The organism is Mesorhizobium sp. WSM4830, from assembly GCF_055811495.1.
Window position 1 is genome coordinate 162,974 of sequence record NZ_JBVVQI010000011.1, and the last position, 26,138, is coordinate 189,111.

The 26,138-nt window shown below is 63.4% G+C and carries 24 protein-coding genes; 17 read left to right on the forward strand and 7 right to left on the reverse strand.

The features are described from left to right. Positions 1–53: 53 nt before the first annotated feature. The 4 genes from AC0L2Y_RS16470 (at position 54) to dps (ending at position 3,947) form a co-directional block, all read left to right on the forward strand. Positions 54–974: a LysR family transcriptional regulator gene (locus AC0L2Y_RS16470; protein ID WP_352464534.1), complete on the forward strand. Its 921-nt coding sequence runs from the start codon at positions 54–56 to the stop codon at positions 972–974. A gap of 75 nt (positions 975–1,049) precedes the next feature. Beyond that, the gene (locus AC0L2Y_RS16475) at positions 1,050–2,063 is read left to right on the forward strand and encodes an LLM class flavin-dependent oxidoreductase (protein WP_352566975.1); all 1,014 of its coding nucleotides are present in this window, start codon (positions 1,050–1,052) and stop codon (positions 2,061–2,063) included. Further along, positions 2,060–3,313, forward strand: coding sequence for an LLM class flavin-dependent oxidoreductase (locus AC0L2Y_RS16480; RefSeq protein WP_473557763.1), 1,254 nt, complete (start codon positions 2,060–2,062; stop codon positions 3,311–3,313). Before AC0L2Y_RS16475 ends, AC0L2Y_RS16480 begins: the two co-directional genes overlap by 4 nt. A 145-nt stretch (positions 3,314–3,458) precedes the next feature. Continuing rightward, positions 3,459–3,947, forward strand: coding sequence for a DNA starvation/stationary phase protection protein Dps (gene dps / locus AC0L2Y_RS16485; RefSeq protein WP_473557765.1), 489 nt, complete (start codon positions 3,459–3,461; stop codon positions 3,945–3,947). Positions 3,948–3,956: 9 nt separating this feature from the next. Here the strand turns inward: dps and xdhC are convergent, their stop codons facing one another. From xdhC to uraH, 4 genes are all read right to left on the reverse strand, one after another. Continuing rightward, a complete protein-coding gene (gene xdhC, locus AC0L2Y_RS16490; protein WP_473557856.1) occupies positions 3,957–4,946 on the reverse strand; it encodes a xanthine dehydrogenase accessory protein XdhC in 990 nt (329 codons plus the stop codon). 62 nt (positions 4,947–5,008) lie between these two features. Next, positions 5,009–7,360, reverse strand: a complete 2,352-nt coding sequence (gene xdhB, locus AC0L2Y_RS16495) for a xanthine dehydrogenase molybdopterin binding subunit (RefSeq protein WP_473557768.1) — start codon at positions 7,358–7,360, stop codon at positions 5,009–5,011. Next, the gene (gene xdhA / locus AC0L2Y_RS16500; protein WP_473557770.1) at positions 7,360–8,841 is read right to left on the reverse strand and encodes a xanthine dehydrogenase small subunit; all 1,482 of its coding nucleotides are present in this window, start codon (positions 8,839–8,841) and stop codon (positions 7,360–7,362) included. Before xdhA ends, xdhB begins: the two co-directional genes overlap by 1 nt. Before the next feature lies 1 nt (position 8,842). Further along, entirely contained in the window at positions 8,843–9,217 is a 375-nt protein-coding gene (uraH, locus tag AC0L2Y_RS16505; RefSeq protein ID WP_473557772.1) for a hydroxyisourate hydrolase, read from the reverse strand. Between the two features lie 173 nt (positions 9,218–9,390). Here uraH and puuE point away from each other — a divergent pair, with 173 nt between their 5' ends. The 4 genes from puuE to AC0L2Y_RS16525 all read left to right on the forward strand — a co-directional run bounded on the left by puuE (position 9,391) and on the right by AC0L2Y_RS16525 (position 12,829). Continuing rightward, positions 9,391–10,824, forward strand: coding sequence for an allantoinase PuuE (gene puuE / locus AC0L2Y_RS16510; RefSeq protein WP_473557774.1), 1,434 nt, complete (start codon positions 9,391–9,393; stop codon positions 10,822–10,824). 63 nt (positions 10,825–10,887) lie between these two features. Then, on the forward strand, positions 10,888–11,736 hold the full coding sequence (locus tag AC0L2Y_RS16515) for a bifunctional allantoicase/(S)-ureidoglycine aminohydrolase (RefSeq protein ID WP_473557777.1): 849 nt from the start codon (positions 10,888–10,890) through the stop codon (positions 11,734–11,736). After that, the gene (locus AC0L2Y_RS16520) at positions 11,733–12,236 is read left to right on the forward strand and encodes an ureidoglycolate lyase (protein WP_473557779.1); all 504 of its coding nucleotides are present in this window, start codon (positions 11,733–11,735) and stop codon (positions 12,234–12,236) included. Before AC0L2Y_RS16515 ends, AC0L2Y_RS16520 begins: the two co-directional genes overlap by 4 nt. Further along, complete coding sequence (locus AC0L2Y_RS16525) at positions 12,236–12,829, forward strand: nucleoside deaminase (protein ID WP_473557782.1); 594 nt, start codon at positions 12,236–12,238, stop codon at positions 12,827–12,829. The genes AC0L2Y_RS16520 and AC0L2Y_RS16525 overlap by 1 nt, the downstream gene beginning before the upstream one ends. Positions 12,830–12,838: 9 nt before the next feature. Here AC0L2Y_RS16525 and AC0L2Y_RS16530 read toward each other — a convergent pair whose 3' ends face one another. Then, on the reverse strand, positions 12,839–13,150 hold the full coding sequence (locus tag AC0L2Y_RS16530) for a BrnA antitoxin family protein (protein ID WP_473557784.1): 312 nt from the start codon (positions 13,148–13,150) through the stop codon (positions 12,839–12,841). Further along, the gene (locus tag AC0L2Y_RS16535) at positions 13,137–13,391 is read right to left on the reverse strand and encodes a BrnT family toxin (protein WP_473557858.1); all 255 of its coding nucleotides are present in this window, start codon (positions 13,389–13,391) and stop codon (positions 13,137–13,139) included. Before AC0L2Y_RS16535 ends, AC0L2Y_RS16530 begins: the two co-directional genes overlap by 14 nt. Before the next feature lie 182 nt (positions 13,392–13,573). On the opposite strand from AC0L2Y_RS16535, the gene AC0L2Y_RS16540 reads away from it, so the two are divergent. The 6 genes from AC0L2Y_RS16540 to AC0L2Y_RS16565 all read left to right on the forward strand — a co-directional run bounded on the left by AC0L2Y_RS16540 (position 13,574) and on the right by AC0L2Y_RS16565 (position 21,716). Next, the gene (locus AC0L2Y_RS16540; protein WP_473557786.1) at positions 13,574–15,556 is read left to right on the forward strand and encodes a CocE/NonD family hydrolase; all 1,983 of its coding nucleotides are present in this window, start codon (positions 13,574–13,576) and stop codon (positions 15,554–15,556) included. A gap of 155 nt (positions 15,557–15,711) precedes the next feature. Continuing rightward, complete coding sequence (locus AC0L2Y_RS16545; RefSeq protein ID WP_473557789.1) at positions 15,712–17,298, forward strand: ABC transporter substrate-binding protein; 1,587 nt, start codon at positions 15,712–15,714, stop codon at positions 17,296–17,298. Between the two features lie 16 nt (positions 17,299–17,314). Beyond that, positions 17,315–18,274 carry an ABC transporter permease gene (locus AC0L2Y_RS16550; RefSeq protein ID WP_023718086.1) on the forward strand — a complete coding sequence of 320 codons (960 nt, stop codon included), beginning with the start codon at positions 17,315–17,317 and terminating at the stop codon, positions 18,272–18,274. An 11-nt stretch (positions 18,275–18,285) separates the two neighbouring features. Beyond that, on the forward strand, positions 18,286–19,113 hold the full coding sequence (locus tag AC0L2Y_RS16555) for an ABC transporter permease (protein ID WP_352469848.1): 828 nt from the start codon (positions 18,286–18,288) through the stop codon (positions 19,111–19,113). Next, a complete protein-coding gene (locus AC0L2Y_RS16560) occupies positions 19,113–20,783 on the forward strand; it encodes an ABC transporter ATP-binding protein (protein ID WP_473557791.1) in 1,671 nt (556 codons plus the stop codon). The genes AC0L2Y_RS16555 and AC0L2Y_RS16560 overlap by 1 nt, the downstream gene beginning before the upstream one ends. 93 nt (positions 20,784–20,876) lie before the next feature. Next, positions 20,877–21,716, forward strand: a complete 840-nt coding sequence (locus tag AC0L2Y_RS16565) for an alkaline phosphatase family protein (protein ID WP_473557794.1) — start codon at positions 20,877–20,879, stop codon at positions 21,714–21,716. A gap of 80 nt (positions 21,717–21,796) precedes the next feature. Here the strand turns inward: AC0L2Y_RS16565 and AC0L2Y_RS16570 are convergent, their stop codons facing one another. Then, positions 21,797–22,801: a zinc-dependent alcohol dehydrogenase family protein gene (locus AC0L2Y_RS16570; RefSeq protein WP_473557796.1), complete on the reverse strand. Its 1,005-nt coding sequence runs from the start codon at positions 22,799–22,801 to the stop codon at positions 21,797–21,799. Positions 22,802–23,302: 501 nt separating this feature from the next. Between AC0L2Y_RS16570 and AC0L2Y_RS16575 the strand changes: the two genes are divergently transcribed. From AC0L2Y_RS16575 to AC0L2Y_RS16585, 3 genes are read left to right on the forward strand one after another with little or no spacing between them, the layout of a single operon-like run. Next, complete coding sequence (locus tag AC0L2Y_RS16575) at positions 23,303–23,866, forward strand: sigma-70 family RNA polymerase sigma factor (RefSeq protein ID WP_473557797.1); 564 nt, start codon at positions 23,303–23,305, stop codon at positions 23,864–23,866. Then, on the forward strand, positions 23,863–24,531 hold the full coding sequence (locus tag AC0L2Y_RS16580; RefSeq protein WP_473557800.1) for an anti-sigma factor: 669 nt from the start codon (positions 23,863–23,865) through the stop codon (positions 24,529–24,531). Before AC0L2Y_RS16575 ends, AC0L2Y_RS16580 begins: the two co-directional genes overlap by 4 nt. Further along, entirely contained in the window at positions 24,521–25,972 is a 1,452-nt protein-coding gene (locus AC0L2Y_RS16585) for a S8 family serine peptidase (RefSeq protein ID WP_473557802.1), read from the forward strand. The genes AC0L2Y_RS16580 and AC0L2Y_RS16585 overlap by 11 nt, the downstream gene beginning before the upstream one ends. Positions 25,973–26,138: the final 166 nt, after the last annotated feature.

Here is a 26,138-nt window from a genome sequence, read left to right on the forward strand (position 1 = left end):
TTGGAAAATACTAGGCTGATCATACGCAGCCACATGAGAGCCACGGAAGCCGCATGGCCTATCTCGACAATATCGCCGTTTTTGTCCGCGTCGTCGAGCTCGGCAATTTGTCGGCGGCTGGGCGCGACATGCGCATTTCGCCGGCGGTCGCTTCCAACCGGATCAAGGAGCTCGAGAAGCACCTGGGCGTCAGGCTGTTCAACCGTACGACGCGGCAATTGATGCCGACCGAGCACGGCACGGTGTTCTACTCCGGCGCCAAGCAGGTGCTGGAGGCGGTCACCGAGGCGGAAGCGGCGGTCAGCGCGTTATCCGGCCAGCCGCGCGGCACCATAAAGGTGACAGCGCCGCTCGGCCTCGGGCGGCGGCTGGTGGCATCCGGCATCCCGGATTTCCACGACAGGTACCCAGATATCGAGGTGCGGCTCCGGCTTTCCGATCACAATGTCGATATCATGAAGGAAGGCATCGATGTTGCCTTCCGGCTGGGCATCATCGAGGATTCCAGCCTCAGGATGCGCGGCATCATGGAATGCGAGCGCGTGCTGGTAGCGGCTCCGCAATATCTGGACGTGCGCGGTGAGCCGACCGAGCCGCAGGAGTTGATCGGCAAGAAACACGATTGCCTGATGCTGCGCTATTCCGGCGCGCGCGAATATGTCTGGACGCTGCAGACGCCGAATGGGCCGCAAAAGTTTGAGGTGCACGGCCCCTACGATACCGATGATGGCGACGTGCTGACCGGCTGGGCGCTGTCCGGCCGCGGCATCATCAATAAGCCGCGCTTCGAGGTCGAGCCGTTTATCCGCGACCAGCGGCTGAAGGTGATCCTGAGCAACACGCCGCCGACGCCGGTGCAGTTCGCCGCCGTCTACCCGCACAAAAAGCTGCAGGATCCGAAGGTGCGGCTGCTGCTCGATTTCATGGCCGAGCGCTGCCAACGGCTGATCAGGGATATTCTGGCCGGCAAATGATCGCCCGCTGGCCGGTTGCTTTCCGTCCAGCCGACGAGATAATGCCCAAGGAATCTCGCTCAACAGGGAAAAGCGATGGCCAACGGCGCCACAATGTGTCTCGCCGTTTCACTGTCTCCGGAAGCCGCCCCTTCCCATCCGCCCGACGCCGGCCCGGACTTCAGTCTGCTGACGCGGTTCGTGCAAGAAGCCGAAGCGGCCGGTCTGGACATGGTGTTGCTCGGCGATTCCGCGCCGGTTGCAGGCGGGCTGAACCGGCAAATGCGCTTCGAAGCAACGACCTTGGCGGCGGCCCTGGCGACGCTGACAAGCAGGATTGGCCTCGTCGCCGCGGCCTCGACGGTCGCCCACCAGCCCTACAATCTCGCGCGCCGTTTCGCTTCGCTCGATATTATCAGCCATGGCCGCGCCGGCTGGAACGCGAGCCTGATGCCCGACCCGCGCGAGGCGGCCAATTTCAGCCGACCGGAAGGGTTTTCCGGCGACGATTTCCGCCTGCGCGCCGATGAATTCATCGGCATCGTGCAAGGCTTGTGGAAAGGCTGGGACGCAGACGCGCTGCTGTTCGACAAAGTTGGCGGCCGCTTCTTCGATCCCGAGAAGATGCACGTTCTCGACCACAAGGGCGAATATTTTTCCGTGCGCGGGCCGCTCAACGTGGCGCGGTCGCCGCAGGACACGCCGGTGCTGGTCATGTCCGGCCTGTCCGAGCCCGCGATGGATATCGCCGCACGCACCGCCGATGTCGTCCTGCTGGATGGGCCATCGATCGGGCCGGCGAAGGCTGGCGATCTGAAGCGCCGTGCGCTTGCCTTCGGGCGCAGGCCGGAGGCGCTGAAAGTGCTGATGAACGTTACCGTCAGCGCCGAAATAACCGCCGCACCGGACCTGTTTGCGGACAAGCTCGAAGAGTGCTTTCGCTCGAAAGCCTGCGACGGTTTCAACATCGCCACGCCGCTCACGTCGGCGCTCGACGATTTCATCGGTCTCGTGCTGCCGGAGCTTCGCCGCCGCGGCCTTGTCCGGTCCGGCTACAGCGCGGCGACACTGCGCGCCCATCTCGGGCTCGCCGGGGAGGATCGGCAATGAGCGCCGGTCGAGGCCAGATGAAGCTCGGCGTCTTCCTGTGGGCGACAGGCCATCACATCGCCGCCTGGCGCCATCCGCAGGCGCATGTCACGGCCGGCCTCGACATCGACCATTACATCCAGCTGGCGCGGACGGCGGAAGCAGCCAAGTTCGACATGATCTTCTGCGAGGACGCCGCCGGCGTGCGCGAGGCCAATGTCAACATCGCCAGCCAAACGTCGCGCTCGATCGGCTTCGAGCCGATAAGCCTGCTTGCCGCGCTCGCCGTCCAGACGGAGCGCATCGGCCTCGTCTCCACGGCGTCGACGAGCTATAACGAGCCTTACGGACTGGCGCGGACCTTCCTGTCGCTCGACCATCTGAGCGGTGGCCGAGCCGGCTGGAACCTCGTCACTTCGGCGAGCCAGATCGAGGCCGCCAATTTCGGCTCGACAGGACTGCGCCCACATGCGGACCGCTACGAACGCGCGCGCGAATTCGCTGCCGTGATTACCGGCCTTTGGCGAGGCCAGGGTGGACACGAAGGCAGAAGTTTTTCGGTGCGCGACCCGCTCGATCTGCCGCGCTCGCCACAAGGTGCGCCGGTCATGGTTCAGGCAGGAGCGTCGGACGAGGGCCGCGATCTCGCCGCCCGGACCGCCGATGTGGTGTTCACGGCGGCGCAGACATTCGAGGAGGCGAAGGCCTTCTACGACGGCCTCAAGGGACGGCTGGCGGCCCATGGGCGCGAGCCGGAGGACGTCAAGATCATGCCCGGCGTCGCGCCGGTCGTCGCGGCAAGCGAAGCGGAAGCCCGGGCAAAACATGATGAACTGCAGGAGCTGATCCCGGACGATGTCGGTGTCGCGCTGCTTTCCAGCTATCTCAGCATATCCGATCTCGCGCGCTATCCCATCGACGGACCGCTGCCCGAGCTGCCGGCCAGCGAAGGCATGCAGAGCCGGCAGGCGCTCGTCATCGAGCAATCACGCCGCGACAAGCTGTCCATTCGCCAGCTTGCCCGTCATTTCGCGGGCGCGCGCGGCCATTGGCGCGTCGTCGGAACGCCGGCCCAGATCGCCGACCAGCTCGAGGCACGCTTCGAGGGCGGCGCGGCAGATGGTTTCAACGTCATGCCATCCTATTTTCCCGGCGAACTCGAAGCCTTTGCCACACTAGTCGTGCCGGAGCTGCAACGGCGCGGGCTGTTTCGCACGGACTATGAAGGCAGCACGCTGCGCGACCATCTGGGCTTGAAAAGGCCGGCGTAAAACGACGAGCGGAACGAAAGCCGGACATCGCCGTTTTGGGATGCTGTGCCGCGGCGATGAGGGCGTCTGCGCGCATGTTCGATTGACCTTCCACAGACTTCGCCCTCTTCAAACCACGCGGACGCAACCGCCACAGGAGCCGATCATGGATGCCATCGCCACCCGCAACGACCTGCAATCCAATGCCAAGAAAGAGTGTATCGACCTTCTCAATGCCCGCCTCGCCGACGCCATCGATCTGGCCTTGATCACCAAGCAGGCGCACTGGAACGTCAAGGGACCGCAATTCATCGCCATTCACGCGATGCTCGACACGTTCCGCGAGGAGATCGACGGCCATGTCGACACCATTGCCGAGCGCGCCGTACAGCTCGGCGGCACGGCGCTCGGCACCTCGCAGGAGGTCTCGAAGGCGACTATGCTCGAGGCCTATCCGACCGACATCCACAAGACCCGGGATCACCTGGCGGCGCTGATCGACCGGTATGCCGCAACCGCCAAGCGGGCACGCGCGGCGATTGACGAGGCGGCAGGTGCGGGCGACGCCGACACTGCCGACATCTTCACCGCCTATTCGCGCTCGCTCGACAAATTACTGTGGTTCCTGGAGGCGCACACACAGGAAAAGGAATAGAAGGAAACGTCAGCCGGCCATCTCCTTGCCGCGACGGGCTTTGGACGGCGCTGCCGGTGTTATCGCGTGAGCGGCCAACGCCGTCATGATTTCGGCCGTGGCGAGTGCGGCGATCACCTGTGGGCGCTTGTCCTTGACCGCATCGCCGCCGATCGGCGAGACGAGGCGGGCAAATTCCGCCTCGCTTCCGTCCGCCGATTTCAGGAACCAGTTCCGGAACGTCGCCTTCTTGGTCCTGGAACCGATCATGCCGACATAGACGGCATCGCGGCGTTTCAGCGCCTCGGCGACGATCAGGAAATCCAGCGCGTGGTCATGGGTAAGGACGACGAAGGCGGATCCAGCCGGGGCTTCGCGCACCATTGCCTCAGGCATCGGCGTCAGCTTGGTTTCGACCGTATCCGGCATGCCCTCCAGCGCCTCGGCTCGCGTCTCGACAACGACGACATGCACCGGCAGCAAAGCCACCGCCGAGGCCAGCGCATGGCCGACATGGCCGCCGCCGAAGATGTAGACATGCGGCAGTTGCGCCTCCTCGGCCTCCGCCGCCGCAACAAGCTTGGCTTCAAGGGCGGGGTCAACCAGCCGGATCAGCAGCTCGACCCTGCCGCCGCAGCACTGGCCGATCTCAGGGCCTAGCGCGATGTCGAGGGTGGCGCGGATATCCCTCCCCCTTGAGGGGAGGGTGGCGGCGAAGCCGTCGGGTGGGGTCGCCGCGGCAGTGCTCGACGCGCTGGCGGTACCTTCTGAGACGACCCCCTCTGGCCGCTTCGCGGCCATCTCCCCCTCAAGGGGGGAGAAAAGCATCTGCCGCGCTTTGTCGATCGCCATATATTCGAGCTGGCCGCCGCCGATCGTGCCGAAAGTGGCCGATCCCGAGACGAGCATGAGGGCACCCGTCTCGCGCGGCGTCGAGCCTTTTGTCCCAGCCACCTCAACCAAGGCGACCCGGCCGGCACCGGCAAGAAAGGCTTTCAGGCTCTGCACTTTCGCGTTCATCATTCGCGTTCCCTATCGCGAAATATAGAGTTTTTCGGCCTGAATTGCACGTTTTCCGGGATTCAAGTGCCGGTCCTGGCTTCCCGCTTCAGCCGTTCGATCGCCATCAGCACACGCTCCGGCGTCGCCGGCGGGTCAAGACGCGGGCAGATCTTGTGGCTGGCAACGCTCGCCACAGCGTCCGACAGCGCATGCAGCACCGACATGGCGAGCGGGAAAGGCGGCTCCCCGACCGCCTTGGAGCGGTGCACCGTCGGCTCGCCCGCTTGCGCCCAGTCGGCCAAAGTGACGTTGAAAATCTTCGGCCGGTCCGACGCGAGCGGGATCTTGTAGGTCGACGGCGCGTGGGTGCGCAGCCGCCCCTTGTCGTCCCACCACAGTTCCTCCGTCGTCAGCCAGCCCATGCCCTGGATGAAGCCGCCCTCGACCTGGCCGAGGTCGATGGCGCGGTTCAGCGAGCGGCCGGTTTCGTGCAGGATGTCGGTGCGCTCGACGATATATTCGCCGGTCAGCGTGTCGACGGAGACTTCCGAGCACGCGGCTCCATAGGCGAAATAGTAGAAGGGATGGCCCTCGCCCTTGTCGCGGTCCCAATGGATTTTCGGCGTCTTGTAAAAACCCGCCGCCGAAAGCTGGATGCGCGCCATATAGGCCTGCCTGACGAGATCGGCGAAGGCGATCTCCTGGTTGCCGATGCGCACGCGGTTGGGCAGGAACAGCACCTGATCGCGCGGCACCTGGTATCTCTCGACGGCAAAATTGATCAACCGGTCCTTGATCTGGCGGGCGGCATTCTGCGCCGCCATGCCGTTGAGGTCGGAGCCGGAAGACGCGGCGGTGGCCGAGGTATTCGGCACCTTGCCGGTCGTCGTCGCGGTGATCTTGACCTGATCGAGGTCGATCTGGAACTCTTCCGCCACAACCTGCGCCACCTTGACATAGAGGCCCTGCCCCATCTCGGTGCCGCCGTGGTTCAGATGCACCGAACCGTCGGTATAGACATGCACCAGCGCGCCGGCCTGGTTGTAATGGGTGGCGGTGAACGAGATGCCGAACTTGACCGGCGTCAGCGCCAGTCCGCGCTTGATGAAGCGGCTGTTGGCATTGAAAGCATCGATGGTGCGGCGGCGCCTCGCATAGTCGGAACTCGCCTCCAGCTCGGCGACGATGCGGTGGATGATGTTGTCCTCGACCGTCTGGTGGTAGGGCGTGATGTTGCGGTCGCTAGTGCCGTAGAAATTCTTCTTGCGGATTTCGAGCGGGTCCCTGCCGACGGCAAACGCGACTTCGTCGATGACGCGCTCGGCGCCGACCATGCCTTGCGGACCGCCGAAGCCGCGAAAGGCGGTGTTCGATACCGTATTGGTGTAGAGCGGCGCCGATTGCGCGTGCACCGCCGGCCAGAAATAGGTGTTGTCGCAATGGAACAGCGCGCGGTCGGTGACCGGGCCGGAGAGGTCGGCCGAGAAGCCGCAACGCGCCGCGAACATGAAATCTACGCCCAGAATATTGCCCTCGTCGTCGAAGCCGACCTCGTAGTCGACGAGGAAATCGTGGCGTTTGCCGGTGGCGATCATGTCGTCGTCGCGGTCGGGCCGGATTTTCACGGCCCGATGATGTTTCTTCGCGGCGATAGCAGCCAATGCCGCAAACTGATTGCCTTGCGTTTCCTTGCCACCGAAAGCGCCGCCCATCCGGCGGATTTCCACCGTCACCGCGTGGCTCGGCACACCGAGCGCGTGGCTGACCATGTGCTGGATTTCGCTCGGGTGCTGGGTCGAGGAATAGATGGTGACGTCGTGGTCCTCGCCAGGAATGGCCAAGGCGATATGGCCTTCGAGATAGAAATGCTCCTGGCCGCCTATGCGCATTTTTCCCTTCAGCCGGCGCGGCGCCGCCTTAATTGCAGCCGCTGCATCACCGCGCTTCAGCGTCAGCGGCGGCGTGACCAGCTTGTCTTTCCTGGGATCGAGCTCGGCGACATCGGCGACGAACGGCAATTCCTTGTATTCGACCTTGGCCAGCCTCGTCGCGCGGCGCGCCTGCTCGCGGGTTTGCGCGATGACGCAGAAGATCGGCTGGCCGGAAAATTGCACCTTGCCGTCGGCCAGCACCGGCTCGTCGTGACGGCCGGTCGGCGAAATGTCATTCTCGCCTGGCACGTCACTCGCCGTCAGCACATCGATGACGCCGGGTGCGGCGCGCACCGCCGAAAGGTCCATGCTGGTGATGGTGGCATGCGTCGCCGTCGAAAGCCCAAGGCAGCCGTGCAGCGTGCCGGCCGGTTCCGGCATGTCGTCGATATAGACGGCCGTGCCACTGACATGCTTGTGCGCGGAATCATGGCGTTGGTCGGTGGCGACGCCGCCGGCGATTTTTTGCGCCTTCAGGTTTGGCGTGGCGTGCTTGTTCATCATGCCGCCTCGTGCCGTGATACCTGGATCGGCGCCCGGGTACCTGTGGTTTCGGCAAAGAAGCGCAGCAGCAGGTTGCGCGCCGCCAGCGCCCGGTATTCGGCGCTTGCCCGCATGTCGGTCAGCGGGGTGAAATCGCCGGCGTAGGCGGCCATCGCCGCCTCCACCGTCGCTTCCGTCCAGGGCCTGCCAAGCAATGCCTTTTCGACGCCAAAGGCCCGCTTCGGCGTTGCCGCCATGCCGCCATAGGCGATGCGCACATCCGCCACCTTGCCATCACCGGCGAGCTTCAGGAAAAACGCGCCTAGCGCTGCTGTGATGTCTTCGTCGCGGCGCTTGGTGATCTTGTAGACGGCAAATTTCGTCTCGCTGCCCGGCACCGGAACATGCACGGCCTCGACGAATTCGCCGGGCTGCCGGTCCTGCTTGCCATAGGCGATGAAAAAATCCTCGAGCGGGATCGTTCGACGCTTGTCGCCGCGGCGCAGCGTCAGGCGGGCACCTAGTGCGATCAGCGGCGGCGGCGTGTCGCCGATCGGCGAACCATTGGCGATATTGCCGCCGATTGTGCCCATGTTGCGCACCTGATCGCCGCCGATGCGGTCGAACAGCGGCCCGAGCGCCGGGATGCGCTTCGCCAGCGTCGAGAAGGCTTCGCTATATGTGACACCGGCGCCGATCGAGACGACGCCCTTGTCCTCGGAAATCCCGCACAGACCATCGAGATTGCCGATGAAAACCGCCGGCGCAATATCGCGCATGTGCTTGGTAACCCAAAGGCCGACATCGGTCGAACCCGCGACGATAGTGGCGCCCGGCTCCTTGACCAGCACGCTGGCCAGATCGTCGGCATTGGCCGGCACGATCAGTCGCCTGTTGCCGGAGCCGATCTCGATGCGCGAACCGTCCTTCATCGCTTCGAGCTTGGCCGTGACTGCCTTGCGCTCCGCCGCCAGCGGATCCTTTGCCGCCTTGCCGTAGCTGGAGATGGCACGTGCGGCGCGCATGATCGCCTCGTAGCCGGTGCAGCGGCAGAGATTGCCTTGCAGCGCCTTTTCAATGGCGGCGTCCGACGGCTCCGGCGACCGCATCCACAGCGCATAAAGCGACATGACGAAACCCGGCGTGCAGAAGCCGCATTGCGAGCCGTGGAAATCGACCATCGCCTGCTGCACGGGGTGCAGTTTTCCTGCGTCGCCGCGCAGATGCTCGACGCTCACGACATGCGTGCCGTCCAGCGAGCCAAGGAAGCGGATGCAGGCATTGACACTTTCATAGACCAGTGTTCCACCGCAGAGCCTGCCGACCAGCACCGTGCAGGCGCCGCAGTCGCCCTCGGCGCAACCTTCCTTGGTGCCGCGCAGCGAGCGGTCGAGCCGCAGCCAGTCGAGCAGTGTCTGGTCGGGTGCAACCGTGCCGAGCGAGACGTCCTCGCCATTGAGGATGAAGCGGATTTCGTTGCGTGTCTTGATCCCGGCCATCTCAGCTTCCCCGGTAAGTCGAATAGCCATACGGCGACAGAAGCAGCGGCACATGATAGTGCATCGGCTCGGCCATGCCGAAGCGGATCGGCACATGGTCGAGGAAGGCCGGTTCCGGCAGTTTTGTCCCCTGCCGGCGCAGATAATCGCCGGCCGCAAAGATCAGCTCGTATTCGCCGGTACGGAATTCCGCGCCGGCAAGCAGCGGAGCATCGCAGCGGCCGTCATCATTGGTGACGACCGTCTTCAGATGCGTCCGGGCATGGCCGTAAAGGTGATAGAGCTCGATCGACAGACCGGCCGCCGGCTTGCCGGCCGCAGTGTCGAGGACGTGGGTTGTGAGGCGCCCGCCTTCGGCTTTCGACGTTTCCGCCACTGGCTGCTCCATTCCCTGCACAGTCGAACACTATTCATGAATTGTGCGCCAATTAAAGGCGATGCATAAGTCCCGGTCGAGCGGAGCGCGACAAAAACACTTTCAAAAATTTCGGGGGAATGCGCAGGCACTCCTTTCGACTATCCTGATCACAATTTCCGGCAGGAGCGAGAATGCGTTACGAACGAGACATGCGCGGCTACGGAGCCAATCCGCCCGATCCGAAATGGCCCGGCGGGGCGCATGTCGCGGTGCAGTTCGTCGTCAATTACGAGGAGGGCGGCGAGAATTGCGTCCTGCACGGCGACAAGGCTTCGGAGGCTTTCCTGTCGGAGATCGTCGGCGCCGCACCCTGGCCCGGCCAGCGTCACTGGAACATGGAATCGATCTACGAATACGGCGCCCGCGCCGGCTTCTGGCGATTGCTGCGCCTGTTCAGCGAGGCGCAAGTGCCGGTCACCTGTTACGGCGTCGCCACGGCCCTGGCGCGTTCGCCCGATCAGGTTGCGGCGATGCAGGAGGCCGGCTGGGAGATCGCCTCGCACGGGCTGAAATGGATCGACTACCGCGACCACGCGCCAGAAGACGAGCGCCGCGACATGGAGGCGGCGATCCGGGTGCATTATGAGGTAACAGGCGCGCGGCCGACCGGGTGGTACACCGGCCGCACCTCGATCAACACGGTGCGACTGGCAGCGGAAGAGGGCGGCTTCGACTATGTGTCGGACACGTATGACGACGAACTGCCTTACTGGTTCGAGCATGTCATACCGCACGGGTCGGCGAAGCCGCAGCTGGTCATCCCTTATACGCTCGACGCCAACGACATGCGCTTTGCCACGCCGCAGGGCTTCAACTCTGGCGACCAGTTCTTTGCCTATCTCAGGGATAGTTTCGACACGCTCTATGCCGAGGGCAAGGCAGGGCGGCCGCGCATGATGAATATCGGCCTGCACTGCCGCCTCGTCGGCCGGCCGGGCCGAGTCGCGGCATTGAAGCGCTTCATCGACTACGTCAAATCGCACGACAAGGTCTGGCTGGCACGGCGCATCGACATAGCAAAACACTGGCAGGAGACGCATCCGTTCCGGTTGCCGGCGCTGCGCCCGTCAAAAATGGAATTCGAGGCCTTCGTCCACGCATTCGGCGGCGTCTTCGAACATTCGCCGTGGATTGCCGAGCGCGCTTATGAGCTGGAGCTCGGCCCGGCGCATGACAGTGCCGGCGGCCTGCACAATGCGCTCTGCCGCGTCTTTCGCGCGGCAAGCGAGGCCGAGCGGCTTTCCGTGCTCAATGCCCACCCCGATCTTGCCGGAAAACTGGCGCAGGCCAAGCGGCTGACGGCGGAATCGTCGAGGGAACAGGCTTCGGCCGGTCTCGACGCGCTGACCGACGAGGAGCGCGAGTTGTTCGCAAAACTCAACGCCGCCTACGTCACCAGTTTCGGTTTCCCCTTCATCATTGCTGTGAAAGGCAAGACCAAGCAGGAGATCCTGGCCGAGTTCGAGGCGCGTATCGGCAACAGCCACGATGTCGAATTCGAAACCGCCTGCAGACAGGTCGAGCGCATCGCGCTGCTTCGTCTCAAGGACATGCTTCCGCAATAGGCTTTGGCTGCCGCGATGGGCCCTGGCTTCCGCAACAGGCTTGAATTTATGGATATGATGAAAATGGCCGAGCGAACCTATTATGCGCCGCAGGGCGGACATCCCGGCCAGAGCGAATTGCTGACCGGCCGCGCTGTATTCACGCAGGCCTATGCCGTCATCCCCAAGGGCGTGATGCAGGACATCGTCACCAGCGCCTTGCCGTTCTGGGATGGGACACGCGTCTGGGTGCTGTCGCGGCCGCTGTCGGGTTTTGCCGAGACGTTTTCGCAATATATCGTCGAGCTCGCGTCTGGCGGCGGCAGCGACCGCCCTGAGCTTGATGCCGCCGCCGAAGGTGCGCTGTTCGTGGTCGAAGGCGAGCTGAGCGTTTCGCTTGCCGGCAAGAAACATAGCTTAAGGCCGGGCGGCTTTGCTTTCCTGCCGCCGGCGAGCGGGTGGACGGTGCGCAATGAAAGCGGCGCCGCCGTCCGCTTCCACTGGATCCGCAAGACTTATGATGCAGTCGACGGCATCGAGCCGCCGCAAGCGTTCTTCGCCAACGAACAGGACATCGCGCCGACGCCGATGCCGGGTACCGAAGGCCGATGGGCGACCACGCGCTTCGTCGATCCTGAAGATATGCGACACGACATGCATGTTACCATCGTCACGCTCGAGCCTGGTGCGGTCATTCCCTTCGCCGAGACGCATGTCATGGAGCACGGGCTCTATGTGCTGGAGGGCAAGGCGGTCTACCGTCTCAACCAGGACTGGGTCGAAGTCGAGGCCGGTGACTATATGTGGCTGCGCGCCTTCTGCCCGCAGGCTTGTTATGCCGGCGGGCCAGGCAAATTCCGCTACCTTCTCTACAAGGACGTGAACCGCCACGCCAAGCTTGGCAGCGCCGGCGTGGCGAGACCAGCACCATGACCCGCATCGTCGCGCGGCCGCTGACCCGCGAGAATTTCGCCGAATTCGGCGACGTCATCGATATGGGCGGCGACAACCATTATCCGATCAACGGCGGCAAGGCCGAGCGCTATCACGATCTCGCCACCGCGGACGCACGAGGGCCGAATGCGCGCGTCCTGATCTCGATGGTGCGCGGCACGCCCTATGAGCTGCCGTTGAAGCTTACCATGGTGGAACGCCACCCTTTTGGCAGCCAGGCCTTCATCCCGCTGTCGCCACGGCCATTCCTGGTCGTCGTCTGCCATGACGGCGAGGAAGGCCCAGGCGAGCCGCATGCCTTCATCACCGCGCCCGGGCAAGGCGTCAACTATCCGCGCAATTTGTGGCACGGCGTGCTGACGCCGATCGGCGAGACCCAGGACTTCCTGGTTGTCGACCGTGGCGGCGACGGCTCCAACCTCGAAGAGTGTCATTTCTCGCACGCCTACGAGATCGATCTTCCGGATGGGAGCCGGTGATGTCCGACATCTCGCTGATCGACCGCCTGCTCGACGTCATCGAGCAAGACATCGTGCCGAAGACCGTCGAGGGCGTCGCGCATGGCAACAAGCTGTTCGGCGCGGCGATCCTGCGCAAGGACGACCGTTCGCTGGTGCTTGCCGAAACCAACAATGAGATCGAAAATCCGCTCTGGCACGGCGAGGTGCACTGCCTGAAGCGCTTCTACGAAATGCCTAAGGCCGAACGCGTCGATACCAAGGACGCGATCTTTCTTGCCACCCACGAGCCCTGCTCGCTCTGCCTGTCGGCGATCACCTGGACCGGCTTCGACAATTTCTACTATCTGTTCAGCCACGAAGATTCGCGCGACAACTTCGACATCCCGCACGATCTGAAGATCCTGAAGGAGGTCTTCACCCTCGATCCCGGCGGCTACAATGCGGAGAATGCCTACTGGAAGAGCTTTTCGATCCGCAGACTCGTACGATCGTTGCCCGAGACCGAACGCAAGCGGTTGGAAGCACGGATCGGCACAATCTCCGCCCGCTACGACGAGCTGTCCGGTGCCTATCAGGCAAGCAAGGACGAAAACGACATTCCGCTGAATTGACGCGGATGCCTAGCTTACCTTCGCCTTCTTCAGCACCTCATTAATCCTGGCTTGCCAGCCTTTGCCGGTGGCCTTGAATTTGCTGACGACATCCTGATCCAGGCGGATGGACACAACCTGCTTGGGCTTCTCCACGGCCGGCCGACCACGAGCACGTCTGATGCTCTCGAAAAGTTCAGGGAACACTTCCGCGAAAGGCCTGGCTTGCGCCAGCTGTTCGTCGGTCGCCTCCGCGTCATCAGGATCAGCAACAATTTGTCTTTGGATTTCCGCCTCCTCCTCATCGGTAAGCGGTCGAACGCGCGATTTAGGATCGTTCATATCCTGACCTTTCCTTTCGGCTGGCGCGACGCATCGAGATCACCGAAATGGCTTCGGAACCGAGCGGCTTGAAAATCACGGCGAGAATAGTCTCCTTGTATTTGCCAATCGCTTTGAACCGGCCAGCTTTGGCTGGGAGGACGGTCGCGGTCGCAAAGAACTCGATATCGAGTCTGGCAAAATCGAGACCGCGATTTTCGAGGTTCGTCACACGCTTCGGCTCATCCCAAACGATTTTCAGGCGAGACCATCCTCAGTGCGTCGGTCCAAGCGAATAAACGTAATACATAAATTAACGGAACAGCGCAAGATGGAAATCGAGTGAGGCCCCGCCAAAATCGTCGTCGCGACGACACAGACCGTCGCCGGTTTGACTTCATGGCATAGGCGCTTCGTGCGTCACTGACATCCTGGAGAGCATGCATGAAAACCGTCACTGAATTCCCCCGCAAGATCGTCGAATTTCCCGACATGGGGATCGTCATGCCCGACGGCTGTCGCCTGTCGGCGCGGGTATGGATGCCGGCCGATGCTGCCGACGATCCGGTGCCGGCAATCCTCGAGCACCTGCCCTATCGCAAGCGCGATGGCACGATCTACCGCGATCAGCTGACGCATCCCTATTTTGCCGGCCACGGCTACGCCTCGATCCGTGTCGACATGCGCGGCAATGGCGATTCCGAAGGGCTGATGGGCGACGAATATTCCGAGCAAGAGCTGCAGGACGCCTGCGATGTCATCGCCTGGGCTGCGGCCCAGCCCTGGTGCAACGGCAATGTCGGTATGATGGGCATTTCGTGGGGCGGCTTCAACTGCCTGCAGGTGGCGTCTAAGCAGCCGGCGGCGCTGAAGGCGGTCATCAGTCTCTGTTCGACGGTCGACCGCTATGCCGACGACATCCATTACAAGGGCGGCTGCCTGCTGATCGAGAATTTCGGCTGGGCCTCGACCATGCTGTCCTATTCGTCGCGGCCGCCGGATCCGTTGCTGGCCGGCGACAACAGATGGCGCGACCTGTGGCTGACCCGGCTGGAGAACCAGCCCTTCCTGGCGCCGCAGTGGCTGAAGCACCAGCATCGCGATGCCTATTGGAAGCGCGGCTCGATCTGCGAGGACTATTCCGCCATCCATGCCGCGGTGCTGTCGATCGGCGGCTGGCATGACGGCTATCGCAATACGATTTCCCACCTCGCCGCCAATATCGAGGCGCCGGTCAAGGGCATCGTCGGCCCGTGGATCCACAAATACCCGCATTACGCCGCGCCCGAACCGCGCATCGGCTTCCTGCAGGAGGCCTTGCGCTGGTGGGACCACTGGCTCAAGGACATCGACACCGGCGTCGAGGCCGACCCCGCCTACCGCGCCTATCTCATGGACAGCGTGCGTCCGGCGCGCTGGCATCCCGAGCGGCCGGGCCGCTGGGTCGCTGAATCGGAATGGCCGTCACCCAACATCAAGACGCAAGAGGTTGAGCTTATCGCTGAGGGCAACCACGCTATCGTCGCTTCGCCGCAAAACTGCGGCCTTGCCGGTGGCGAATATTTCCCCTTCACCTTCGGCCCGGAACTGCCGGGTGACCAGCGCCCCGACGATGCGCTGTCGGTGTGCTTCGACCAGCCGGTGCTGATCGAAGCGATCGACATCGTCGGTGCTCCCGAAGTTGTGGTCAGGGTCTCGTCGGACCGGCGCCAGGCGAACATCGCGGTTCGGCTGTGCGACGTCCATCCGGACGGAGCGTCGGAGCTGATCTCGTACGGCGTGCTCAACCTGACGCATCGCAACTCGCACGAATTTCCCGAAGCGCTGGTGCCCGGCGAAACCGTCAGCGCCCGGGTGGTGCTCGATCAATGCGCCTATCGCGTGCCGGCCGGCCACCGCTTGCGTGTTGCCATCTCGAACAGCTATTGGCCGATGATCTGGCCGTCGCCGGAGCCGGTCCGGCTGGAATTGTCGGCCGCGGCGTTGATGCTGCCGCTGCGCCCGCCGGCGACATGCGACGAGGTCACCTTCCCCGCCCCCGAAGGCGCCACGCCCTGGGCAACCGAAACGGTCCGCGCCGCCAATTCCGAGCGTCATGTCGATCGCGACGAAAAGACCGGAATGATCACGCTTTCCATCGTCGACGATTTCGGCGAAGTGCGCGACCTGGAGCATGGCCTCGCCAATGGGAGCGTCGCCAGAGAGACATGGTCGATCCATCCCGACAATCCGCTGTCAGCGTCGGGCAAGACGCATTGGACCCAGACGCTGTCGCGAAATGAATGGTCGGTGCGCACCGAAGCCTTCGCCGAAATGCGCTCCGACGCGCAAAGCTTCATGGTTAGCGCCAGAATTGAAGCCTATGAAGGCGAGAAACTGGTCTTCGAGCGCAACTTCGAGGAGAAAATCCCGCGCGCACTGCTTTGAGCGCTTATAGCGATTGGTCCAATTGCGACGCACGATTTACGCCACGGCATGTCGCATTCGGTCTTGCTTACCGCTTTCCCTTACGGTCATTATTCTCCCGATTGAAATGAGAAAAAACGACCATAAGGTCGGACCAACAGAGTGAGGAACTCAACATGTCGAACGAACTGGAATATCTGAGCCGGCGCGTTGCGTCCGGCAAGCTGAGCCGTCGCGATTTTCTCGGCCGGGCGGCAGCGCTCGGCGTCACCGCAACCTTCGCCAATTCGCTGCTTTCCGGTGCCGCACGCGCGGCGGGTCCGGTCAAGGGCGGCACGCTCAAGGCCGGCCTGGTCGGTGGCGAGTCCACCAACAGCCTCGATCCGGCGCTGTTCATGACGCAGGTGCCGTTCGCCTTCGGCAAGATGTGGGGCGAACTGATCGTCGAGCTGTCTCCCGAGGGCAAGCTCGAGAACCGCATTGCCGAAGAGATCGGCTCGTCGGACGACGCCAAGACGTGGACGCTGAAGATCCGCGATGGCGTCGAGTTCCACAACGGCAAGAAGGTGACCGCTGAGGACGTGGCCGCCACCCTCGAACGCCATTCGGACGAGAAGTCGAAGTCCGGCGCGCTCGGCTACATGAAAGGCATCGAGAGCATCAAGGCCAGCGGCAAGGAAGTGGTGCTGATGCTGAAGGAGCCGAATGCCGACCTGCCCTATCTGCTTAGCGACTATCACCTGATCATCCAGCCGAACGGCGGCAAGGACAAGGCCGATGCCGGCATCTCGGCGGGCCCTTACAAGGTCACCACCAACGAGCCCGGCGTGCGCCATGGCGGCGAGCGCTTCGCCAATTACTGGCAGGGCGACAAGATGGGCCATGCCGACCAGATCGAGATCATCGTCATCAACGACGCCACGGCGCGCACGGCGGCGCTGCAGGGCGGCCAGGTCCACATGATCAACCGCGTCGAGCCGAAGATCGTCGACCTGATCAAGCGCGTGCCCGGCGTCACCATCCGCAACCATTCGGGACCCGGCCACTACGTCTTCATCATGCACTGCGACACCGCGCCGTTCGATAACAACGACTTGCGGATGGCGTTGAAGCTGGCAATCGACCGCGAGGAAATGCTGAACAAGGTGCTGCGCGGCTATGGCTCGCTTGGCAACGACTTCCCGATCAATGCATCGTACCCGCTATTCACCGAGATCGAGCAGCGCAAGTACGATCCGGACAAAGCCAAGTTCCACTACAAGAAATCGGGCCATGACGGTGCCGTCCTGCTGCGGACTTCGGATGTCGCCTTCCCCGGTGCCGTCGACGCCGCACAGTTGTTCCAGCAAAGCGCGGCCAAGGCCGGCATCAAGCTGGAGATCAAGCGCGAACCGGGCGACGGCTACTGGTCGGAAGTCTGGAACAAGCAGCCCTTCTGCGCCTCCTATTGGGGCGGCCGCTCGACCCAGGACCAGATGTACTCTACCGCCTATCTGTCGACGGCCGACTGGAACGACACACGGTTCAAGCGTCCGGATTTCGACAAGATGGTGCTGGCGGCTCGCGCCGAGCTCGACGAGGCCAAGCGCAAGGCAATGTACCACGACATGGCTGTGATGGTGCGCGACGAGGGCGGCCTGATCCTGCCGATGTTCAATCAGTTCATCGACGCGACGGGCGCCAAGGTTGCCGGGTGGGTGGATGATCCGCATCAGGAGTTGATGAACGGATATGCTCTGGCGAAGTGCTGGCTCGAAGCCTGAGCCCGGCCTTGCGGACATGTCCTCACCCATCGTGAAACTGGTGGCCCAGCGCATTGCGCTGGGCATCATCCTTCTATTGGCCGTTTCGGTCCTGATCTTCGCCGGCACCCAGATCCTGCCCGGCGACGTCGCGCAAGCCATTCTCGGGCAGTCGGCGACACCGGAGTCGCTCGCCAATCTGCGCGAGCAGCTCGGCCTCAATGATCCCGCTTACATCCGTTATTTTCGCTGGCTCGGCGGCATCCTGACCGGTGATCTCGGCACGGCTATGTCGAGCGGTCAGGATATCGCAACCTCGATCAAGGGAAGGCTGTGGAACACGCTGTTCCTCGCCTTCTGGGCGGCGGTCGTCGCGGTGCCGCTGGCGATCATCCTCGGGCTGATCGCGGTGCGCTACCGCAATGGCTGGGTCGACAAGCTGATCTCGGGACTGGCGCTGGCCTCGACGTCCTTCCCGGAATTCTTCGTCGGCTATGTGCTCGTCTTTTTCTTTGCGGTGCAACATCAATGGTTTCCCGCCATTTCCACCGTCTATGACGGAATGCCGTTCGGCGAACGCATCCAGGCCATCGCATTGCCGGCGGCGGCGCTGACCCTGGTGGTGCTCGCCCATATGATGCGCATGACGCGCGCCGCGATCCTCAACGTCATGCAGTCGGCCTATGTCGAAACCGCCGAACTCAAGGGGCTTTCGGCCTTCGCGGTTATCCGCAGGCATGCCTTCCCCAATGCGATTGCGCCGATCATCAACGTCGTCATGCTCAATCTCGCCTACCTCATCGTCGGCGTCGTCGTGGTCGAAGTCATTTTCGTCTATCCGGGGATGGGCCAATACCTCGTCGACCACGTCACCAAGCGTGACGTGCCTGTGGTGCAGGCGGTCGGGCTGATCTTCGCCGCCGTCTATATCAGCCTGAACATCATCGCGGACATAGCGGCGATCGTCGCCAATCCGCGCCTCAGACATCCGAAATGAAGGGGTCGGGTATGCTCGTCATCAAACGCATCCCCATCCCGGCATTGGTCGGCATCGTGCTGACGGCGCTGTTCGTGCTGGCAGCAATTTTTGCGCCGTGGATCGCGCCGCACGGCAATGCCGAGATCGTCAGCGACGTCCCTTGGGAACCGATGTCGGCGGCGCATTGGCTGGGCACCGACAATCTCGGTCGCGATCTGTTGTCGCGCATGATCTACGGCGCCCGCATCACCCTTTTCATCGCGGTGCTGGCGACCGCGCTGTCGTTCTCGCTCGGCGCCATTCTCGGCTTCTCGGCAGCGGTTTTCGGTGGCTGGTTCGACACGCTGCTGTCGCGTCTCGTCGATCTCCTGATGTCGATCCCGACGCTGATCATGGCGCTTGTCGTGCTGTCGGTGCTGCCATCCAACCTGGTGACGCTGATCCTGGTCATGGGCGTTCTGGATTCGACCCGCGTCTACCGACTGTCGAGGGCGGTCGCCGTCGACATCAATGTCATGGACTACGTCGAGGCGGCCAAATTGCGCGGCGAAGGCAGCGGCTGGATCATCTTCCGCGAAATCCTGCCCAATGCGCTGTCGCCGCTGGTTTCGGAACTCGGCCTGCGCTTCATCTATGCCGTGCTGTTCCTGTCGACGCTGTCCTTCCTTGGGCTTGGCGTGCAGCCGCCGGACGCCGATTGGGGCGGCATGGTCAAGGAAAACAAGGATGGCATCGTCTTCGGCATAGGCGCCGCCCTCATTCCGGCGGCGGCGATCGCAGCGCTGGCGATTTCCGTCAATCTCGTCGCCGACTGGGTGCTCAACCGCACGACAAGCCTGAAGGGAGGACGCGGGTAATGGCTGACAAGCAACCAAAGCCCGGGCAACCGAAGTCCGGCGTGCTGCTCGACATCCGCAATCTGCGCATCGAGGCCACCGTATATCCGCCGGGCGAGGCGCCGAAGAGCATCGTGCTGGTGCACGATGTCTCGCTGACGCTCGAAAAGGGCAAGGTGCTCGGATTGATTGGCGAGTCCGGCGCCGGCAAGTCGACCATCGGCCTGTCTTCGATGGGCTACGGCCGCGGCGGCGTGCGCATCACCGGCGGCGAGGTCATCCTCAATGGCCGCGACATCCTGAAGGGCGGCAACGAAGGGTTCCGCAAATTGCGCGGCCGCGAGGTCTGCTATGTCGCGCAATCGGCGGCAGCGGCCTTCAATCCGGCGCACAGGCTGATGGACCAGGTGGTCGAGGCCGCACTCCTGCACGGCACGGCGACGCGGGCCGAAGCTGAAAAGCGCGCCGTGGCGCTGTTCAAGAAGCTCAGCCTGCCGAACCCCGAAAGCATCGGCGAGCGCTTCCCCCACCAGGTGTCGGGCGGTCAGCTGCAGCGCGTGATGACGGCAATGGCGCTGTGCTCGGAACCCGACCTGATCGTCTTCGACGAGCCGACCACGGCGCTTGACGTGACGACGCAGATCGACGTCTTGGCGGCGATCAAGGATGCCATCCGCGACACGCATGTGGCGGCGCTCTACATTACCCATGACCTTGCGGTTGTCGCCCAGGTCTCGGACGAGATCATGGTGTTGCGCCATGGCCGGCTGGTTGAATGGGGCGGCACGCGCCAGATCATCAAGGAGCCGCGCCAGGAATACACCAATGCGCTGGTCTCGGTGCATGAGATCGAGCACCAGGAGCAGAAGCCCGGCACGAGCCCGTTCCTGTCGGTCAAGAACATCACCGCCGCCTATGGCCGCAGCCATATCAAGGTGCTGAAGAACGTCTCGGTCGATATTTCCCCGGGCCAGACGCTGGCGGTGGTCGGCGAGTCCGGCTCCGGCAAATCGACGCTGGCGCGCGCCATCACCGGCCTTTTGCCGCCCGAACAAGGCACCGTCACCTTCGACGGACGGCCGCTCGCCAACCGGCTTGCCGACCGGCCGAAGGAGGATCTGCGCCAATTGCAGATGATCTACCAGATGGCCGATGTGGCGATGAACCCGCGCCAGACGGTCGGCACCATCATCGGCCGGCCGCTGGAATTCTATTTTGGGATGCGCGGGCGCGAGCGCGACAAACGCGTCGCCGAACTGCTCGACAAGATCGAAATGGGCAAAGGCTATGTCGACCGCTATCCGGCCGAGCTTTCGGGCGGCCAGAAACAGCGCGTCTGCATCGCCCGCTCGCTCGCCGCCAAGCCGAAGCTGATCATCTGCGACGAGGTGACCTCGGCGCTCGACCCGCTGGTCGCCCACGGCATACTGGAGCTGCTGCTCGGGCTGCAGAAAGAGGAAAACGTCGCCTATCTGTTCATCACCCACGACCTGGCCACGGTCAAGTCGATCGCCGATTCGATCGCCGTGATGTATCGCGGCGAAGTGGTGCGCTACGGCGCCAAGAGCACCGTGCTGACGCCACCCTTCGATGCCTACACCGATCTTTTGCTGTCGTCGGTGCCAGAAATGGAGATCGGCTGGCTGGAAAAGGCGATCAAGGGACGGCGCATGGCCAGCGCGGGGAACTAGCGGGCCGCCCTTTGCGCCCGACGGTCCTGTCCGGGCGTGAATTGAACGACAGGCCCGCCCTGACTTTTCCGATTAAGCCGCATGGAGGCGCCCTTGGCGCTCAACACAAAACTATTGCTCATCATCCTCGACGGCGTGCCTTACCGGAACTGGCGACGGCTGATGGGCAATCTCGAAGGCTGGGTGCAATCAGGCGAAGCGCGCGTATGGAAGATGCGCTCCGTCCTGCCGTCGACCTCGGCATCCTGCTATGCCTCGATCCACACCGGCGTGCCGCCCCAAGTGCACGGCATCCTGTCGAACGAAAACCGGTTTCGCGTCGAACAGCCGGACGTTTTTTCCGAGGTCACGAAGGCCGGCGGCAAGACGGGTGCGGTCACCCATTCCTACTGGTCCGAATTCTTCCGGGCCTATCCGTTCGATCTGGTCGAGGACATGGAGTTCGACGAGCCGGGCAGGCCGATCAGCCATGGCCGGTTCCACACCATGACCGGCTACAATGCCAGGAACCAGATGACGCCGAGCGACGTCGACCTGTTCGCGACGTTGACCATGCTGACCAGGCGCTACGGCATCGACTACGGCATCCTGCACAGCTGCACGCTGGACTCGATGGGCCACCGCTTCGGCCATGACTGCCACGAGATGGATCATGCCGTCTATGCAATGGACGCCATGCTCGCCGGCTTCCTGCCGCGCTGGCGGCAGGCGGGCTACGAGGTGATCGTCACCGCCGATCATGGCCAGACCGATCGCGGCCATCATGGCGGCCACGACGAGGAGATGCAGGATTTCGCACTTTACTACTTCGGATCCGGCGAGGGTCCGGAAGCCAATACGCTGCTCGATCAGCTGCAGCTCGCGCCGACGGTGCTTGCGCGCCTCGGCGTGCCGGTGCCGGCGACAATGAAGGCCGAGCCATTTCTCGACTGATTGGTGCCCGGCCTGCCTGCTTGCGGAGAACATGAAGCCGGGCCGAATGCGCGACGCCAAATGGAGGCCGGATACCGCAGTCAAAGTTCGAGACAGACCTTGCCAAAATGCTTTTGGGACTCGTAGTGCTTGAAGGCACTGGCGATCTCCTGCAGCGGAAAACTGCGGTCGATAGCAGGCTTCAAACGGTTGGCATCTATGGCACGAATCATGTCGTCCTGGTCTGCCCTGCTGCCAATCGAGATTCCGCTGACCCTAATCTGATTGGAAAACAGGGCCGGGATCGAAACTTGCCCGGCAAAACCAGTCAAGACACCGATCAGTGCGATGTGGCCGCCCATCCTGCATGCTGTTATCGACTGCGCCAGCGTGCCGGGCCCGCCAACCTCGATCACATGATCGACGCCGCGTCCGTCCGTCAAAACCCTTGCCTTCTGGCCCCAATCCGGCACTGCCTTGTAATTGACGACAATGTCGGCCCCAAATCGCTTTAGCTTTTCCAGCTTCTCCTCCGATGAGGAGGTGGCAATAACCCGCGCGCCTGCAATCTTTGCGAATTGCAGCGCGAACAGCGATACACTTCCCGTGCCAAGGACCAGCACCGTATCACCGGGCTTCACCTGGCCGCACACCATCAGGGCTTTCCAGGCGGTGACGCCGGCACAGGTAAGCGTTGCCGCCTCCGCATGCGTGAGGTCTGCCGGTGCCCTTGTGAAGGCATGCCAGGGCATGCACACGTACTCGCGGGCATAGCCGTCAACATCATCTCCCAATTCGCCGCTCTTATTGGCCGGCGTCGGTTCGCCTGCCAGCCAACGGGGCCAATAGGTGCTGACGACCGCATCGCCGGCCTTGAATTCTTGGACATCGTCTGAGACCGCAACCACCTCTCCGGCGCCGTCGGACAGCGGGATACGGCCATCGGCGCACGGTTTCTTGCCCAGCGCCACCATGCTGTCGTGGAAATTCAGCGAACACGCACGTATCCTGACAAGCAACTCACCCGACCCTGGTTCCGGGCAATCTTCCTCGACCAGCTTGAGATTCTCCAAGCCTCCCGGCGCTTTCAGCCTAATCAATCTCATGGAAAGCTCCTTCCGACCGCGCAAGGCTTCATGCGCCCCACCACTCGCGTCGAGGCTTGACCGCGGCGAACACCGCCATCGGCGACTGCTCCATGAGAATCGCGGCCGCAGAGCTGTTGTTGGTCATGAGACTCGTCTCTTCAGGCTGGGTTGCCGTTTGCGATCGGGACCTTAGTCGCCCAGCAGCGGACCGTTGAGTTACAAAACTGTCGGGAATCCCTGCACGGCGATGTCGTCCAATTACGCTCCGCCCGAGGCTGAACGACTGCACCTTGCCCGATGGGTATGAGCCATAACGTGGCCGCCGTCATTGCCAGCCTGGCGGCCGCCTTCCGCTTGGCGCCACTGAGTGAGACAGTATCCCAAAAAAAGGGAGAACTGTACACTCTGGCAACCTCTCCGCTCTTCGGCTAGCCTCCGCAAAAATTCTCGGGCGGATGCGGTGAACCTTTTTGGGCCGATCAGCGACAGAGCAGGCAGGAGCCGGCGGCTCGACCGGCGATGACGGCCGCGGAGACCGATCGCGCGCTCGTCGAGCGGGTCGCGAAGGGCGACCGTGCCGCCGTGCGGCTCCTGTTCATGCGCCACCACGCGCGGGTCTACCGCTTCGTGGCACGCCAGACGGGATCGGAACTGATGGCCGACGATATCGCGAACGAGGTGTTCCTCGAGCTCTGGCGGCAGGCGCCGGCCTTCGAGGGGCGCTCGGAGGTCTCGACATGGCTGCTCGGCATTGCCCGCTTCAAGGCGCTGTCCCTGCTGCGCAAGAAGAAGGAAGACTGGATCGACGACGATGACGCGGCCCAGGTCGCCGACGGCGCCGACACGCCGGAAGTCGTGACGATGAAGGAAGACAAAGCCGCTGCCTTGCGACGCTTTATCGATGCCATGCCGGAAGAGCACCGGGCGGTGATCGACCTTGCCTATTATCACGGGCAATCGGTGAGCGAGATCGGCGAGGTACTCGGCATCCCGGTCGCCACCGTCAAGACCAGGATGTTCTACGCCCGCAAGAAACTCGGCGAAGCCCTCAAGGCCGCCGGTTACGACAGGGGGTGGCCATGAGCGCCGCTGAAAAAATGTCACGCCGCGACGAAATGGAAATGCTGCTGCCGTTTTATCTGAACGGCTCGCTGGAGGGCACCGAGCTCGAAGCCATCGAGGAATGGCTGGCGAGCGATCCGGCGGCGATGGCCGCACTAGGCGAGGCCGAGGCCGAATTCTCCGGCACCGCTGCCGCAAACGAGGCGATCCGCCCGCCGGCCGATGCGCTCAGCCGCTTTGCCAAGGCGCTCGACGCCGAGGCCGGCCCGCCCCGCGCGCCTGCGGCATCGTCCTGGCTAGCGCAGGCCTGGAGCCGCTTCATGGCGGTGCCGGCCGGCGTCGCCTGGGCCGTGGCCGCGGTGCTGCTGGCCCTGGTCGTCGCGCAATCCTTTGTGCAGACCGGCAACAGAGGTGGTGATTTCGAGATTGCCGGATCGGAAGACGATCTGGCCAAAATGCCGTTTGCACTGGTGAAGTTCAAAGCGGATGCGAAGCTGTCCGACATCGTCGCTTTTCTCGACCAGAACCAGTTGAAGATCGTCGGCGGGCCGACCGCCGACGGCTTATTCCGCCTCGGCGTTCCGGCCAAGACCGCCGCCGACTATCAGAAGCTGCTTGGCCTTATTGCCGCCCAGCCTTTCACCGAAGCTGCACTGGAGGGAAGGAAGCCGGCTGATGGCGGCTAAGGCGGTCATTCGAGTGACGGCGGCGATGACAATCTTCGCCGCGTCCGCAATGGCCCAGACCAACGACCCGAACCTCAGCCAGGCTGAGATCGACTGCCTGAACCGGGGAAGTGCTGCCAGCGCCGACTGCCCCAAGGATGGCGGCGGCGTGAAGGATGGCGGCAAAGCGCCGGCTCGTGGAACGACGGGCGCGGTGTTTCTTCCGGGCTTGATTGTCGATCTGTTCCCCAATCCTGCCGTAGTCACCGAGGCGCCGATACCTCCTAGCAACACTGCAGCGCCGCCGCCCGCTCCACCCGCCGGCGCGCCGGCAATACAGGCTGCCGGGGCGGGCGGTCCGGTGGTTGCGCCGACCGATCTTGTCGCAACCGAGCCGCCGCGCGCCGTGATTGGCGATTTCGTGCCCGACGAGGTGCTGGTCACCGTCAATGGCGATGCCAGCGCGGTCCAGCAGATCGCGGCCTCGTTCGGCCTCGAGATACGCTCGCAGCGGCAGTCGCGACTGCTCGGCAACATACTGGTGCGCTTCGGCATACCCGACGGCCGCCCGGTCGGCGTCGTGCTGGCGCAGCTTGCCGCCGACGGCCGTACTTTGCGGCGTGAGGCCAACCACGTCTATGCGCTGCAGCAGGCGGCCAGCATCGTCAATTATGCGTTCGAGCGCATCGCACTCGACGCCAACGCGGCCAGCGGCGAGAATGTCCGCATTGGCGTCATCGACACCGGCATCGACGACGGCAATCCGGCGCTCTCCGGCGTTATTGCCGGGCAGTTCGATGCCATGCCCGACGTGCCGATCAAGGCGCGCGACCACGGCACTTCGGTCGACGGACTGATCGCCGGCACCGGCGCGTTCAAAGGCATGGCGCCGGGCGCCAGGATCTATCACGCCCGCGCCTTCGAGGGCCGCAAGTCGACCATGGACGTGATCCTTTTGGCGCTCGACTGGGCGGCGGAGCAGGATGTCCGCATCATCAACATGAGCTTCGTCGGCCCGAAGAACGACCTGCTCGGCATCGCCTGCCGCAATGCACGCGCGCTCGGCATCATGCTGGTCGCGGCCGCCGGCAATAACGGACCGAAGGCGCCGTATGGTTATCCGGCCGCCTTCGACGGCGTGATCGCGGTGACGGCCACCGATGCCAAGGACGGGCTGATGCCGCAGGCCAATCGCGGCGCCTACGTCTTCATCTCCGCTCCCGGCGTCGAGATGGTGGCGCCGAGCGGCACCGGCTCGGATGTGGTGACCGGGACTTCGTTTGCAGCGGCGATCGTGACCGGCGCGATCGCCAATCTGTTCCATGCCGCGCCCGACCGTTCGGCCGGCTGGGTCGAGAAAGCACTGGCCGCCACGGCAAAGGATCTCGGCCCCAAGGGGCGGGACAATGACTTCGGCTTTGGGCTTCTGAACACCAAGGCGGCCGAGGCGGCCAAGGACTAAGTCTCGTGTTTGAACCGAGCCGTCTCATAACGCTGTCGCGAAACTTGTCTCACGCCGTGCTATAATGACCAAGCCAACCTGCACTACGCCGCAGTAGGGAAATGCTTCACCGCTGCGGGCACACAGACCTGTGGTCGCCAGTCCGGATCAGAAATAAAAACGACAG